Origin of the sequence: Chryseobacterium sp. CP-77 (assembly GCF_036362765.1) — a bacterium.
Taxonomy (GTDB): Bacteria; Bacteroidota; Bacteroidia; order Flavobacteriales; family Weeksellaceae; genus Chryseobacterium; species Chryseobacterium cupriresistens.
Window position 1 is genome coordinate 2792704 of the sequence record NZ_CP143637.1, and the last position, 13982, is coordinate 2806685.

Annotated in this window: 15 protein-coding genes; 4 read left to right on the plus strand and 11 right to left on the minus strand. The window is 37.5% G+C overall.

Translation table 11 applies throughout. The annotated features are described in order from the left end of the window. The first annotated feature begins 42 nt into the window (after positions 1–42). Together dinB and V0410_RS12395 are read left to right on the plus strand one after the other, a co-directional pair. On the plus strand, positions 43–1140 hold the full coding sequence (gene dinB, locus V0410_RS12390; protein WP_227943201.1) for a DNA polymerase IV: 1098 nt from the start codon (positions 43–45) through the stop codon (positions 1138–1140). Between the two features lie 44 nt (positions 1141–1184). Further along, on the plus strand, positions 1185–2657 hold the full coding sequence (locus V0410_RS12395; protein ID WP_330743428.1) for an alpha-amylase: 1473 nt from the start codon (positions 1185–1187) through the stop codon (positions 2655–2657). 58 nt (positions 2658–2715) lie between these two features. On the opposite strand, the gene V0410_RS12400 is transcribed toward V0410_RS12395, so the two are convergent. The 3 genes from V0410_RS12400 to V0410_RS12410 all read right to left on the minus strand — a co-directional run bounded on the left by V0410_RS12400 (position 2716) and on the right by V0410_RS12410 (position 5507). Beyond that, positions 2716–2883, minus strand: coding sequence for a hypothetical protein (locus V0410_RS12400; RefSeq protein ID WP_171006304.1), 168 nt, complete (start codon positions 2881–2883; stop codon positions 2716–2718). A 246-nt stretch (positions 2884–3129) separates the two neighbouring features. Continuing rightward, positions 3130–4470 carry a carboxylesterase family protein gene (locus V0410_RS12405; protein WP_330743433.1) on the minus strand — a complete coding sequence of 447 codons (1341 nt, stop codon included), beginning with the start codon at positions 4468–4470 and terminating at the stop codon, positions 3130–3132. A 134-nt stretch (positions 4471–4604) separates the two neighbouring features. After that, positions 4605–5507, minus strand: coding sequence for a helix-turn-helix domain-containing protein (locus V0410_RS12410; protein WP_330743435.1), 903 nt, complete (start codon positions 5505–5507; stop codon positions 4605–4607). 235 nt (positions 5508–5742) lie between these two features. Here V0410_RS12410 and V0410_RS12415 point away from each other — a divergent pair, with 235 nt between their 5' ends. Beyond that, positions 5743–6795 (plus strand): NAD(P)-dependent alcohol dehydrogenase, encoded by a 1053-nt coding sequence (locus V0410_RS12415; protein WP_330743437.1) that lies wholly within the window; start codon positions 5743–5745, stop codon positions 6793–6795. 52 nt (positions 6796–6847) lie between these two features. Here V0410_RS12415 and V0410_RS12420 read toward each other — a convergent pair whose 3' ends face one another. After that, a complete protein-coding gene (locus V0410_RS12420) occupies positions 6848–7276 on the minus strand; it encodes a winged helix-turn-helix transcriptional regulator (protein ID WP_330743439.1) in 429 nt (142 codons plus the stop codon). A gap of 82 nt (positions 7277–7358) precedes the next feature. Between V0410_RS12420 and V0410_RS12425 the strand changes: the two genes are divergently transcribed. Further along, positions 7359–8237 carry an NAD(P)H-binding protein gene (locus V0410_RS12425; protein ID WP_330743440.1) on the plus strand — a complete coding sequence of 293 codons (879 nt, stop codon included), beginning with the start codon at positions 7359–7361 and terminating at the stop codon, positions 8235–8237. A gap of 277 nt (positions 8238–8514) precedes the next feature. On the opposite strand, the gene V0410_RS12430 is transcribed toward V0410_RS12425, so the two are convergent. The 7 genes from V0410_RS12430 to V0410_RS12460 form a co-directional block, all read right to left on the minus strand. Then, complete coding sequence (locus tag V0410_RS12430; RefSeq protein WP_330743441.1) at positions 8515–9798, minus strand: alkaline phosphatase family protein; 1284 nt, start codon at positions 9796–9798, stop codon at positions 8515–8517. Between the two features lie 231 nt (positions 9799–10029). After that, positions 10030–10755, minus strand: a complete 726-nt coding sequence (locus V0410_RS12435) for a GNAT family N-acetyltransferase (RefSeq protein WP_330743445.1) — start codon at positions 10753–10755, stop codon at positions 10030–10032. A 175-nt stretch (positions 10756–10930) separates the two neighbouring features. Beyond that, a complete protein-coding gene (locus V0410_RS12440) occupies positions 10931–11680 on the minus strand; it encodes a DOMON domain-containing protein (protein WP_330743447.1) in 750 nt (249 codons plus the stop codon). 1 nt (position 11681) lies between these two features. Then, positions 11682–12206, minus strand: coding sequence for an ankyrin repeat domain-containing protein (locus tag V0410_RS12445; protein ID WP_330743449.1), 525 nt, complete (start codon positions 12204–12206; stop codon positions 11682–11684). Next, complete coding sequence (locus V0410_RS12450) at positions 12203–12748, minus strand: YceI family protein (protein WP_330743451.1); 546 nt, start codon at positions 12746–12748, stop codon at positions 12203–12205. Before V0410_RS12450 ends, V0410_RS12445 begins: the two co-directional genes overlap by 4 nt. A gap of 11 nt (positions 12749–12759) precedes the next feature. Continuing rightward, on the minus strand, positions 12760–13107 hold the full coding sequence (locus V0410_RS12455) for a hypothetical protein (protein ID WP_330743453.1): 348 nt from the start codon (positions 13105–13107) through the stop codon (positions 12760–12762). Between the two features lies 1 nt (position 13108). Continuing rightward, on the minus strand, positions 13109–13951 hold the full coding sequence (locus V0410_RS12460) for a DUF5777 family beta-barrel protein (RefSeq protein ID WP_330743455.1): 843 nt from the start codon (positions 13949–13951) through the stop codon (positions 13109–13111). Positions 13952–13982 lie beyond the last annotated feature (31 nt).

Here is a 13982-nt window from a genome sequence, read left to right on the forward strand (position 1 = left end):
CAAAAAAATTTACCGTCAATAAAGGAATCCATATCTTTGTATATGGATTTTTCTTTGCCTCTTCGTAAAATTATTCATGTGGACATGGATGCATTCTATGCTTCTGTGGAGCAGCATGATAATCCTACGTTGAAAGGTAAGCCCATAGCCGTAGGAGGACAACACCGTGGTGTAGTGGCAGCCGCAAGCTATGAAGCCAGAAAATATGGTGTCCGATCTGCCATGCCCAGTAAAACAGCCAAAGAAAAATGCCCTCAGCTTATTTTTGTTCCTCCCCGCTTTGCCCGATATAAAGAAATCTCGAAAAAGATCCGGGAAATTTTTTACGAGTATACCGATCTGGTAGAGCCGCTGTCTCTGGATGAAGCCTATCTGGATGTCACCGAAAATAAAAAAGGAATGGAATCTGCCAACCTCATCGCCAAAGAAATCCGTCAGAAAATCTTTGAACAGACCGGATTAACAGCTTCTGCGGGAATTTCAGTGAATAAGTTTCTGGCTAAAGTTGCTTCTGACATCAATAAACCTAATGGCCAGAAAACCATTCATCCTGATAAAATGGAACAATTCCTTGAAGAATTGCCCGTAGAAAAATTTTATGGGGTTGGAAAGGTTACGGCTAACAAAATGTTTAGTTTAGGAATTTATAAAGGAAAAGATTTAAAAAAGAGATCACTTGAAGATCTGATAAGGCTTTTTGGAAAATCCGGCCAGCATTATTATAATGTGGTTCGCGGAATTCATACATCCGAAGTGAAACCTCACCGGATTCAGAAAAGTGTAGCCGTAGAAAGGACTTTTTTTGAGGATCTTCTTGATGAACAGCAGATTAACGAAAAGCTGGAAAGCCTGGCTGAAGAAATTCATCAGAGATTACAGAAAAATAATATTCTCGGAAGAACTTTAACATTAAAAATAAAATATAAAGATTTCTCTCTTTTTACAAGAAGCATTACAAAAGAAGATTATTTCTCGTCACCGGAACAGTACTATAACACCGGAAAAAAACTATGGGAACTCCGGCCTTTTGATAAAGCTGTCCGGCTGCTTGGGTTATCTCTTTCCCACCTGAATACGGAAGAAAAGAAACAGGTTTCCGTTCAACTAAAAATCCCGTTTGAGGAATTTGAAAATGAATAGGTCATATTTTTTTGCTATCTTGTATCAATCAAATCAGCAAATTTATGAACCCAACCATGATTCAGTTTTTTCACTGGTATTCTGAAGGAGACGGAAAGTTGTGGAAAGAAGCCGAAAAACAGGCAAAATATCTGGCAAAACTTGGAATTACTTCTGTATGGTTCCCTCCAGCCTATAAAGGAACAAACGGCGGCTACTCGATTGGTTATGATGCCTATGATCTGTATGATCTCGGAGAATTTGACCAGAAGGGAACTATTCCTACCAAATACGGCACTAAAAACGATTATATAAAAGCTATTAAAGCCTTAAAGAAACAAAACATACAAGTCATTGTAGATATTGTTCTGGGACATAAAGCCGGAGGTGATGAGCTTGAAAAATTTAAAGTTGTAAAAGTAGATGAGGAAAACAGGGAAAAAGTGATTTCTGATGTCATCGAAATAGAATCTTATACGAAATTTACCTTTCCCGGAAGAGGAAAAAAATATTCTGATTTTGAATGGAACTTCACCTGCTTCAGCGGTGTAGATTATGCCGAGGGTATGGACTCTCATATCTTTAAAATCCAATCTGAATATGGAAATGACTGGGAGGAAATGATTGATGATGAAAAAGGAAATTATGATTACCTGATGTATAATGACATCGAACACCGGAATCCTTTTGTACGGGAAGAACTCAACCATTGGGCAAAGTGGTATTTTGACCAGACAGATTTTGACGGCGTGAGACTGGATGCTTTAAAGCACATTTCATTTGATTTCTACAAAGAATGGCTCACTCTGCTTCGTTCCAATTCCGGGAAAAATATTTTTGCCGTAGGCGAATACTGGGCTCCGGGATATCTACATTTACTTCAAAAGTATATTGAAGTGACAGAAGGCTGCATGAGCCTTTTTGACAGTTCATTACAGAATAACTTTCATACAGCATCACGGGAAGGCGCTTCGTATGATCTCAGAAGAATTTTTGATGAAACCCTTACCCAGGCAGATCCCCTACATTCGGTAAGTTTGGTAGCCAATCATGATACGCAGCCTTTACAGGATCTTGAAGCTCCTGTAGAGCCATGGTTCAAGCCACTTGCCTATGCTCTTATTTTATTGAGAAAAGACGGTTATCCATGTGTTTTCTATCCGGATCTTTATGGTGCTCATTATACGGATAAGGACAGAGAGGGCAACGATCAGGAAATATTCATGCCTAAAATTGATGGAATTGAAGAACTATTAAAAGCCAGAAAAGAACATGCCTATGGTGACCAGCATGATTATTTTGAAGATGCCAACTGTCTCGGCTGGGTTCGTACAGGAGATGAGCAACATAGTGGATGCGCAGTCGTTTTAAGTAATAAAGATGCTTATAACAAACCTATGGAAGTAGGAAAACTTTATGCCGGAAAGAAGTTTAAAGACCTGCTGAAAAGATTCGAAGAAAAAGTAATTATTGATGAAAACGGATGGGGAAATTTCTCTGTTCCCGCTGGAAATGTGAGTGTCTGGATTCCGGAGTAAAATTAATTTAACAGAAACCCTTGTCAAGGTTTGGAACCTTGACAAGGGTCTTTAAGATTTAGCAGTAAATATATCTGCAATTCCAAACATCTATAGCCCATTCACAACAATACCCTTCTTCGTTGGAAGTACAACATACCCTGTCTCTGTTGATATCTCCGGCTTTTAAACTTTTTAATTCCTGACGGTTCAGTTTTCTTACTTTGAAGTCTCTGTTCGTTTTCATAATTATTATTTTTTATGGTTTAGATAATAAATATACATTAAAAATTATAATTATGAATAAACATTCAACACTAACTACTTGATTTAGCATATATAATTTCATTATTAAAGATAAATATTGAGAATATGATGAACCACCCCGTCAAAAATTTTTCGAATTTTTGCCACCCCTCCAAAGGATGGGAATGTTTACGTCTTCAGTTGGATTTCGGTTAAGATTAGAGATTTCCTAAAGTTGGATTTATTATTACATCTTTCGCAGTTCCAGGATTTCCGGTCTTTCTGAGGTATCAGCTATTTTTCCGGTTCTGGCAAATTCTGCCCAAAGTGCCCGTAATTTTACACCATTCTCATGAATACGGCTCCAGGGAATATCTTTCAGCAGTTCGGAAGATTTCCAGGCAGCTTCGTTGCCAAAAATCAATGGGAGATCTATACAATGTGGTGCTCCAATGTGATTATCTTTTAATTTTGAATGAATCCTGAAGAGATAGACATTTCCACCGGCTTCAGCCAAGTTACTCGCAAACTGTCTTGCCGGATTTCCGTAGATAAGCGCAGTCGTTTTTTCAACTGTTTTATCCATGAGTTTTAAACCCAATCCTTTTCCAAAGTATTTATTTAAAGCCTCTGAAGTTTTAAGATAAAAAGCAGTTTCATCATTATTTAAGCCAATCAGAACATCATATTTCTGAGCGCTTTTTTTCCACATTTTCACGGATTCTTCTTCTTTACACAAAGGAAAATATCCGTATTGAGTACCAAAAGGCATTGCTGCTTTCAAACCATATTTTATTACAGAGGGTACCAATATTTTATATTCGTCCATCATTTTTAAAACGTCGGTTTCATCTTTCAAAAATTCTGTTTTTTTCAGAAATTCTGCCGACATTTTTTGTCTTTTATGGCGTAATCCCAGGGGAGCACTCTGAATAATCACACGCTGGAATAAGCCTTCCACACCTTCTGATATCATTAAATGGGCAATAGCATCGCCTCCTGAAGACTGTCCGAGAAGGGTAATATTATTTTCATCGCCTCCCAGATCAGCTATATTGTTTTTAATCCACTTTAGTGCTTCGATGATATCCAACAGTCCTAAATTGGCAGGTCTTTTTTTATCTCCCCCTAAAAAACCAAATAATCCCAGACGATATGAAACACTCACAACGATAATATGCTGTTCTTTTACCCATTCGGCAGGATCGGCTGTAGCCAGATCTCCACAGCCTATTTCATGGGAACCTCCATGAATCCAAACGACAACAGGGAGATTTTCATTTTCAGAAATAACTTCGGGACAGGTTATGGAAAGATATTGGGTAGATTCATCTGCTTCAAAACTTTCAACAGGTGTCGCTCCGATCATTTTTTCAACAAGCGGACTTAAAGCCTGCGGGCACACCGGAGTCTTTTCCGGAGATATAATGATTGATGATAGAGAGGATTCTACAGCGACTGGTTTTTTAAATCTTTCAGAATGGGCATAACGGATACTTCTGGCTCTGATAATTCCATTTTCTTTTAAGGCTAAAATTTTTCCGAAACGAGTCTCGAAAATAGTGGTATTCTGCTGATTGGGTGTCATCTTTACAATGGTGAAAACTTTTCTCTTTAAATTTAATTATTTAAACCTAAATATCACAAATGCAGGTACAAATATTCACAAACCATTATTGTGTTATTCGTGAAAAAAAATAGTGTTATCCGTTTTGAAAAAGACTAGTTCAGGATTTTATATTCGCTGGGAGAAACTCCTACTTTGGTTTTAAAAAGTCTTGTAAAATGCTGGGGATATTTAAATCCTAAATCATAAGAAATTTCACTTATTGTTTTTGTCTGATCCAGAATCTGTTCTTTGGCTATATCAATCAGTTTATTGTGGATAAACTCCTGAGCTGAGATTCCCAGTTCTTTTTTGATCAGATCTCCGAAATAATTGGCAGATAAATTCAGCTTTTCTGCAAAATAATTGACCATTGGAAAACCTATATTTTTGGGATTTTCAGATTTTAAATAATCATCCACCAGATTTTCAAATTTCCCGATGACTCCCTGATTGATATGGTCTCTTGTAATAAACTGGCGGTCATAAAAACGCATACAGTAGTTCAGAAAAAGCTCAATATTATTAACAATTAAAGATTTGCTGTGTTTATCAATAGACTGCTCCAGTTCCAGTTTAATATTTTTAAAACAATCCAGCACTACTTCCCTTTCTTTTTCTGAGAGATGAAGCGCTTCATGCACATCATAAGAGAAGAAGGAATAGTCTTTCATATTCTTCCCTAAGTTGGTTCCTTTAATTAAATCCGGATGAAAAATAAGGGCAAAACCTGCAGGCTGGATAAATTTGTCATTATTATAAATTCCGTACGTCTGCCCGGGAGCAATAAAAACTAAAGTTCCTTCCTGATAATCATAGCTGTGTTTCCCATATTGCATGTCTCCGCACATTACATCTTTCAGAAAAACGGTATAAAACCCGAATTTTCTCTGGTGCTGGCAGATAGGATCGGATTTGGAAAAATCAATAATACTCACCAGCGGATGCAGGGTTTCATGATTGGCCATTTTATTGTATTCCGAAACACTGTTGTAGATTTCAACCTCCTGATTTTCCATGAAGTACATTTTTATTACTATTCAAAATTACCACTTTCATTTGTAACTGAAATAGTGCCTGTAAAATTGGTAAGTAATTCGGTAATCTGTATAAGTTGGGTTTAAATGAAACTTTCGACTTTTGTACCGTTATGGATTCTACTCCGAACGGCAGGTTTACTTATTGACAACGGATTATAATGCAACGGGTACCATAACATATAAATGATCCTAAATAAACTAAAATATAAAAAAAATGAGTACAATCACAGTAAAAGCTTATGGCGCTGAGTCTACCACGGCAGATCTGAAAGAAATGAATATTGAAAGAAGAGAAGTCACCTCAAAAGATGTAGAAATTGAAATTCTATACTGCGGAGTATGCCACTCTGACCTTCATACCGCAAGAAATGACTGGGGCGGATCTTTATATCCTGTAGTTCCGGGGCATGAAATTGTAGGAAGAATTACAAAAGTGGGAAGTGAAGTTTCCAAATTTAAAGTTGGAGATCTGGCAGGTGTAGGATGTATTGTAGATTCTTGTGGACACTGCGACAGCTGTCAGCATGATCTTGAACAATATTGCCTGAATGGCTTCACCGGAACTTACAACGGAAAGGATAAACATCTGGGAGGTCATACTTTTGGAGGATATTCTCAAAAAGTGGTAGTGGATTCTCACCACGTTTTAAAAGTGCCTGAAAATCTTGATCTGGCAGCCGTAGCTCCTCTTCTTTGTGCAGGTATTACCACCTGGTCACCTTTAAAACACTGGAATGTAGGTCCTGGTTCTAAAGTGGCAGTTGTAGGGTTGGGAGGTCTTGGTCACATGGCCATTAAACTGGCAAAAGGACTGGGAGCTGAAGTTACTTTATTCTCCAGAACTCCGGGGAAAACTGAAGATGCAAAACAATTGGGTGCTGATCATGTTGTGATTTCTACAGACGATGCACAAATGGATTCTGTAAAAGGAAAATTCGATGTGATTATTGATACAGTTCCTTATGTACATGACGTTAATCCGTATGTGGCTACTTTAAATATCAATGGAACTCATGTTCTAGTAGGATATCTTGGAGGTTTAGAGCCTATTCTGAATACAGTTCCTATGATTATGGGAAGAAAATCGGTGGCTGGTTCGGTAATCGGTGGTATTGCGGAAACTCAGGAATTGCTGGATTTCTGTGGAGAGCACAATATCGTTTCGGAAATTGAAATGATCAAAATGCAGGAAATCAACGAAGCGTATGAAAGAATGCTGAAAAGTGATGTAAGATACCGTTTCGTTATTGATATGCAGTCTTTATAATTCTTTGATAGAATAGTAACAGAAACAGGCGCTTCACTCCGAAGCGCCTGTTTTATTTTTTCAGGTTTTGGCTGAAAGCATTCTGATCCTGATTCGTTATATATCTGTTTCCTTCAGCACATTTATTATCATTTCTTTCCATATCCTGAAATGCCCAGGCTGCCATGGCATCAATAACAGGAGCCAGTTCATTCCCTGCGTCGCTCAGTTTATAGGTGACATGTGGTGGTATTACCGGTTTTGCCGTTCTGATAATCAATCCGTCTGCTTCCAGCTGTTTCAAATGCTGGATGAGCATTTTTTCTGTTACGGCCGGAATTGCTTTTTTCAATTCACTGTATCTTTTTTCTCCTGTGGAAAGATTGAACAGGATAATAGGTTTCCAGAATCCCCCGATTCTTTCCATAACATACATTACAGGACAATCCTGTACCGTCTTTCTGTTTTCCTGGATAGTTGAACTTTCTTTGATGGCTGTCATAGTTACATACTTTAGGGTAAGTACTTGTATAAAAGTAAGTACAAATATAACTTTGTTCTCAGAAATAAAAAAATATTCACATATGAAAATTGTAATCACAGGATCACTAGGAAATGTAGCTAAGCCATTAGCCCAACAGTTAATTGCAGAAGGGCACAATATTACAGTAGTAAGCAGCAGCGAGGCAAGAAAACAGGATATTGAATCGATGGGTGCAACGCCAGCCATAGGATCTATCACAGACGTTAACTTTTTAACTCAGACTTTTGAAGGGGCTGATGCTGTTTTTGTAATGACCCCTCCGGCTATCAGTCCGGATAAGATCGTGGAAAACACAACCAATGCAGGAAAAAATTATGCTGAAGCTTTAAAAAATGCCCAAGTGAAAAGAGCAGTAATGCTAAGCAGCGTAGGAGCAGAATCGCCGGTAGAAAATGGCCCTATCGCCGGTCTTCACAATATTGAAAAAATATATAATGAAGCAGAGAACACTTCTTTTACTTTTTTAAGAGCCGGATACTTTTACAATAACTTTTTTAATGATATTCCTTTGATTCAAAATGCAGGAATCATTGGAGCAAATTATCCTGCGAGTATTGAAGTACCAGTTGTACACCCAACTGATATTGCGAAAGCTGCTGCAGAAGAACTGGTAAACGACGGAAATACCAATACTATCAGATATATTGTAAGCGATATAAGAAAAGCCTCTGATTTTGCTAAAGTTTTGGGTTCTGCTGTTAATAAGCCGGAACTTCCATGGGTAGAGTTCTCTGATGAAGATTCTTTAAACGGAATGCTGCAGGCAGGATTACCTGAAGATATGGCTAAGCTATATGTTGAAATGGGAAGAGGAATAAGAACCGGTGTTGTGCAGAAAGATTTTATTGATCATGGTTCCCCGGTTACAGGAAGTGTTAAATTGGAAGATTTTGCCAAAGAATTTGCTTCTCAATTGTAATTTCTTTTGTCTTGAAACAAAAGAAACAAAAGTTCAAGACTGGAATTAAAATGCTAAAAATAATTTTTGCTCTCTAAAAATTCTAAACTCGCGTGGATTCACTATTAATTTAGTATCGAATTTAATTCCCGCGCTTCAAACAGTAGAATTTTCTTAACGTTCACAAAACTTATTTTTTTAACGCTTTTAATTCCTAAATCAATTTATAAAACAAGATTCGGCGCACCTTTGGTGCGCCGAATCTTGTTTTATACTATTATATTTTAATCTTTAAAAATTATTTCTTCTCTTTCAGGGCCTCTTTTAAAACTTTCAGCTTCCCGTCAATAGGCTGATCAATTTTTAATCCTAAAACCTCAGCGACCAATGGATAGACATTGATGTTCGCAAATTCGCTGATCACCATATTGTTTTTAAATTCCGGTCCCCAGGCAAAGAAAACCGCTTTCATTTCCGGTACCACTTTAGGGTTATAGCCGTGTTTTCCAACAGATGTTTTCTTACCTTTTTCCAGAAATATTTTTGGGGCTTTAGGAATCAGAAGAATCTGTCCTATTCTGTTGTACTGGTCGTCTCTTGTTGCAAAGTGAAGGTATCTGGGAAGTTTTTTATCGAGATATACTTCGTAATCATCCGTTTTATTAGCCTTCAGTTCTTTGTAAACTACTTTTACCTCATCCGGATTTTTAACATAAACTCTCAACAAAGTCTGGGAATTATAAAAATCAAATCTGTTTTTATCAAAAAGAAGAGCAGGAATTTCCAAAGGTGTACCGCCGTCTACTTTAATCATCCCATGATCGGAAACAAAAACAAAGTTAACATTTTTTAATCCTAAGCCATTTACTTTCTGAACAAGATCACCAATAGCCTGATCTATGAGATGAACAGCTGTTTCCGTTTCTTTGGCATCAGGACCAAAATGATGCCCGCTTCCATCTACTTCCGGGAAGTACAATGAAATAAAATGAGGTCTTTTATCTTCAGGCAGTTTCAGCCAGTTTACCACTTTTTCTACCTTTTCGGAAGGCGTGAACTTTTCGTGATATGGATAATAATAAGTGGGTCTCATCCCTCCTGCATCGCTGGCAGATCCTACCCACATTAAAGAGGCTGACACCATTCCCTGTTTTTCAGCAAGCCCCCAAAGCGGAATTCCTCCGTACCAGCTCCCGTCCTCAGCATTTTTCTTATTGCTCATCGCATATCCTTCTTTTCTCTTATAATCATAGAAAAAATTATCAATCAGACCATGATGGGAAGGATAAAGCCCGGTGATAAGACTCCAGTGGTTGGGGAAAGTAATGCTTGGATAGCTTGGAATCATTGCTTCAGCCTTTACACCGCCATTAGCCAGTTTTAAAAGATTTTCAGCATTATATTTCTGAGCATAATCATAACGGAAACCATCCGTTGATATCATGATCATATAAGGTTTCGACTGTGCTTCAGTATTATTTTGCCTTCCTGGTATCACAACCTGGGCAGTATCAATACTGGTTTGCTGGGCAAAAGCCGTAAAGGAAATGAGCAGCAGTAAAAAATGGATTCCTCGCTTCATTAATTTAAAATTTTCGGCAAAGTTACATCCTATCCTTCTCCCTGAAAAGTTTAAGAGATTAAAAGTATATTAAAACCTCTTATTTTGTTTGAATCAAAATTAATCGCTGTTTAAATAGACCTTTTCATTTCAAATTGTGACAGCCAGTTGTTCAGTCCTATTTTTTCACTAAGAAACTTTCCAGTACTTTCTGAAGAATCATCCACATTGTTTAACGCTATCGCCTGCCCATTATTTTTTTTCTCTGATAGCATTAAAGAGCTTTGTACCTATTCCTTGATTTCTGTAATTCTTATCTACAGCAAACTGATATATTTTTTTCGATGCAGGGCCATAAACAATATATCCGACGAGCTTTTCCCCTTCATAAGCCCCTAAAGTCACATAATTCTCAGGCATCGGTTCCAATACGAAAACAGATCCCTGCCATGAAGGTTCAATATCCCAGAAAGAACATAACAACTCCCATTGAAATTCTTTCAAATCCTTAATAGAAACCTCAGCATTTTCTTTTCCCTGCTGAATACTTCCGTTGAAGCAAAGTAATCTTCGTACAATTGTAAATCCGAGATTTTCATAGGCTCTGATGGCAGGCTGATTTCCTTCAATCACTTCAAGCAGTAAGGTATTGGCATTTCTATCCTTTAAAACAGGAATAATAAAATCATACATTTTTCTCACCAGGCCTTTCCCCCTACTTTCAGGAACTACTCCTGTACCGCCATTGTAAATAATTTTCTCCCCGTTTTCAATTTTTTCGGACTGAAGGATAAAGCCAACCAGTTTCCCCTCTTCAAATGCTCCGGCAGACAAACTCAGATCTAATTTTTCTGCTGCAATTTTTGAAACAAGCACTTCTTTTGTCAAGTGAAAAGGAACAACATAATCAGAAAATGAGTAATTGAATACGGATAAAAGTTCATCTATTGTGATCTCTGCTAAGGTTTTGAATTCCATAGGGCTCGTAAAAATTATAAGGTCAAAAAATTTTCCTTTATTAAGAATCAGGATATATACAAATATATAAATTTTAAAGGAATCTCCCTGAAATCGGGACTTTAAGAAAAAATGATACCCCTGAAAAATCAGAGGTATTCATTATTAAATATTGAGGTGTGTTTTTTCCGAAAAATTATTCTTTGATCAGTTTTTCATATGATGTGCTTCCATCTTTAAGCTGAATTTCAAGATAATAACTTCCTGATTTCAGATTTTCAACACTGATGCTTTCTCCATCCGGTTTTACTGACAGCACTTTTCTGCCTGTTGCTTCGTAGATATCAACGGATTTTATTTTGTCAGAATTTTTGAAATTAACGGTTGATTTTGCCGGATTAGGGTATAGATTTACCTTATTGCTATTGGCTGCAATTTCACTGGTAGATAAAGTGGCAGCTGTCATTGTTAATGTTGCATATCCTCTTCCTGCATCATGATATCCTAAAGAAGTTCCTCCACTTTTACGGGAATAGAAAATATTGATGGTTCCGGCAGCATTGGCAATGGCAAAATCTCCTGCTCCACCTGTAAGTGACCTTGTTGCCACTACAGTTCTTGTAGATCCGGATACGGTGTTCGAAGTTTCTGTCCAGTCCTGAGATGCATCAGCTGAAGGTGTGTTGGGAACTCCGCTAAAAGAATAGTCTCTGTTGGCAGAAGCGTTATAAATAAAACCATCTGCACCGACTGCCATTCCTGTAGTTCCAAAACCAATTCCCATCATAGAGTTGCTGTCACCTGTTACCGTAATCGTTACTCCAGAGGGAGTCGTATCTAATTTCACCGTCATGGAAGTTGCCGGTAAATTTACCGTTCCAGACGAAAACTGTGCCAATGCGAAATTGGCAAAAAGCACGCTAAGCGTTAGTAGAGTTTTTTTCATATCAATTTTTTAAAAGATTAATAATTTCCTTGTTATTGGTTTGTAATGCATATTCGAAAGGGGTCATTCCCATTGAATCTTTCTTTGTTTTATCTGCTTTATATTTCAGCAGCTGTTCTACCAGATCTTTATTTCCGGATTTTACAGCCCAGAATAAAGGAGTGTATCCTGTTTCATCTGCAATATTGGGATCTGCTTTTTTCTTAAGCAGATGTTCTACAAGGTCTTTGTTGTATTTAATCGCCAGACCTGCCAATGCCGTTCCTTCACGGCTTTTGTAATTGACATCTTTTACATTTTCAATCAGAAAATCGGCAACGTCTGTATTTCCTCTGTAACAGGCCAGAATAAGGGGTGAAAATCCGTGTTCATTGTTTTGATTGATCACATCCGGGTTCTGTTTCATCAGTTCCTGTACTTCAGCAACCGTTCCGCTTCTGGCAATATCAAATATTGATTTCGTTTTTTCCTGGGCAGATAACAATGAACCCAGGAACAGCCCCAATACTAAGATTATATTTTTCATTGCTTTACCATTACATAGTTATATTCGATGTTGACATTTTCAGCCACTTTCTTGGTTACCATTTTCGGAATGGTCACCTTATAATCTACCGGTCTGGCTACAAACCCACCCTGCATATAGATTTTGCCGTCTTTTGCATATAATGTGGCAGAAGAAGTAACAGCTTTGTCCACACCATGAAAATTAAGCGTTCCCTGAACGGTATATTTCTGAGGACTTGTGGTAAGCTTTGTTTTATCAAAGTTGACAATTTTCCCTTTGAAAGTGGTTTTAGGATATTTTGAAGATTCAGCATAGCTTTCATTGAAATGCTCTTCCATTAATTTTGTTTTAAAATGAAAGTTTTTAACGGTTGAAACAGATGCCATTTCCCCGTTATCTGCATTCAGAATCACAATATTATTATCATCCTGGGCAAAGATATCGTCAAACAGAGGTACTGATGCTTCAAAAGTTACTTTTCCAGTTTTAGAGCTATATTTTTGTGCCGAAGCGTAACCCGCAGAGAGTAGTAATACGCTTAATAATGCTAATTTTTTCATAATCATTTATTTTAATTTTCATGTAATCCGTCAGCTTTCCATTTGATGAAAATATTAATCTGAGCGGCAGATAATGAACCTCCCTGTGGCATTTTCCCGGGATCACCATTAGGCCTTTGGATACGGTCTAAAATTCCGTCAATATTATTTTTCACCTGATCATAAGTAACCAGCGGTTTAAAACTTCCCGCAGAATGGCAGCCTATACAGCTGTTATCCACAATGGGTTTTACATCTGAAGTATATTTTACAGGTGCCGTGATAGGTGTATTATCAGAAATCTCTTCGTAAGTTCTGCTGTCACAAGCCGTCATTATGATTACTGACGACAATATCAATAAGGATGTTAGCTTTTTCATATTAAAAAACTCTGTAAAGATTAAACCCAAAGAAAATATGTCCCTTTCCCCATGCTCCTGTGGCATTGGTAAGATATCCGATATCAGAATTAATCTGGGAGTTTGTCAGTAAAAGCTGGAACACGTGTCCTCCGGTTTCTATATCTACCCCTAATGACAATGGGTTTTTATAAAAACTGTGATCGTCAAAATTCACAAAGTATTCTGCATTCACAGAAACCCGTTTTGAAATTTTATAGCGTCCTCCCAACCCTGCCAGAAACTGGTTTTTGTTTTCAATGGTAGGTTCGTAAAGGTTTTTATGCACAAAGGAAGGCGTAAGCTGTACGGAAAGCTTATCACTGAATCTTCTTGAGATCAATGCCTGGCTAAGATAAGAAAGCCTGTCACTGAATGTAAGGTGAGGATAAGTGTCCTTATCCAGTTCAGTATTGGCTCCCATTACGTTATACCCCACAATATCCACCGGGAAGTTTTCACTTTGTTTTACCAGCCTGTATTTCACGGCTCCTTCAAATGTTTTCATATTGGTTTCCCTGGAGAGGCTTACAGATACTGCGTCTGAAATACCATAGATAACACCTAGTTTGGTGGAAGCATGATCAAGACCGAAAAAGTCTTTAAATCCAGCGCTTATATCACCAAATCTATGAGCAACAATAATGTACCATTCTTTTTTGGCTGCCAGTTTTGTAGATTGTCCTGTTACAATCTGAAGAGCCTTGAAGGCGGGTTGTGAGGTTTCTGTATTGGTTTTAACCGTGTCAATATCTTTCAGCAGATCTTCCTGTGCAAAGGCAAGACCTGAAGAAAACATTGACAAAAATAAGAGAGTTTTTGTCATATACAATTTGAATTAAATTATGATATGACAA

Excerpts from the sequence above, each read along its gene's own strand:
- V0410_RS12445 (WP_330743449.1), bottom strand. The coding sequence starts at position 12,206 with ATGAAAAATATAATCTTAGTATTGGGGCTGTTCCTGGGTTCATTGTTA.
- V0410_RS12430 (WP_330743441.1), bottom strand. The coding sequence starts at position 9,798 with ATGAAGCGAGGAATCCATTTTTTACTGCTGCTCATTTCCTTTACGGCT.
- dinB (WP_227943201.1), top strand. The coding sequence starts at position 43 with ATGGATTTTTCTTTGCCTCTTCGTAAAATTATTCATGTGGACATGGAT.
- V0410_RS12425 (WP_330743440.1), top strand. The coding sequence starts at position 7,359 with ATGAAAATTGTAATCACAGGATCACTAGGAAATGTAGCTAAGCCATTA.
- V0410_RS12420 (WP_330743439.1), bottom strand. The coding sequence starts at position 7,276 with ATGACAGCCATCAAAGAAAGTTCAACTATCCAGGAAAACAGAAAGACG.
- V0410_RS12405 (WP_330743433.1), bottom strand. The coding sequence starts at position 4,470 with ATGACACCCAATCAGCAGAATACCACTATTTTCGAGACTCGTTTCGGA.
- V0410_RS12455 (WP_330743453.1), bottom strand. The coding sequence starts at position 13,107 with ATGAAAAAGCTAACATCCTTATTGATATTGTCGTCAGTAATCATAATG.
- V0410_RS12450 (WP_330743451.1), bottom strand. The coding sequence starts at position 12,748 with ATGAAAAAATTAGCATTATTAAGCGTATTACTACTCTCTGCGGGTTAC.
- V0410_RS12460 (WP_330743455.1), bottom strand. The coding sequence starts at position 13,951 with ATGACAAAAACTCTCTTATTTTTGTCAATGTTTTCTTCAGGTCTTGCC.
- V0410_RS12440 (WP_330743447.1), bottom strand. The coding sequence starts at position 11,680 with ATGAAAAAAACTCTACTAACGCTTAGCGTGCTTTTTGCCAATTTCGCA.
- V0410_RS12410 (WP_330743435.1), bottom strand. The coding sequence starts at position 5,507 with ATGGAAAATCAGGAGGTTGAAATCTACAACAGTGTTTCGGAATACAAT.
- V0410_RS12435 (WP_330743445.1), bottom strand. The coding sequence starts at position 10,755 with ATGGAATTCAAAACCTTAGCAGAGATCACAATAGATGAACTTTTATCC.
- V0410_RS12400 (WP_171006304.1), bottom strand. The coding sequence starts at position 2,883 with ATGAAAACGAACAGAGACTTCAAAGTAAGAAAACTGAACCGTCAGGAA.
- V0410_RS12395 (WP_330743428.1), top strand. The coding sequence starts at position 1,185 with ATGAACCCAACCATGATTCAGTTTTTTCACTGGTATTCTGAAGGAGAC.
- V0410_RS12415 (WP_330743437.1), top strand. The coding sequence starts at position 5,743 with ATGAGTACAATCACAGTAAAAGCTTATGGCGCTGAGTCTACCACGGCA.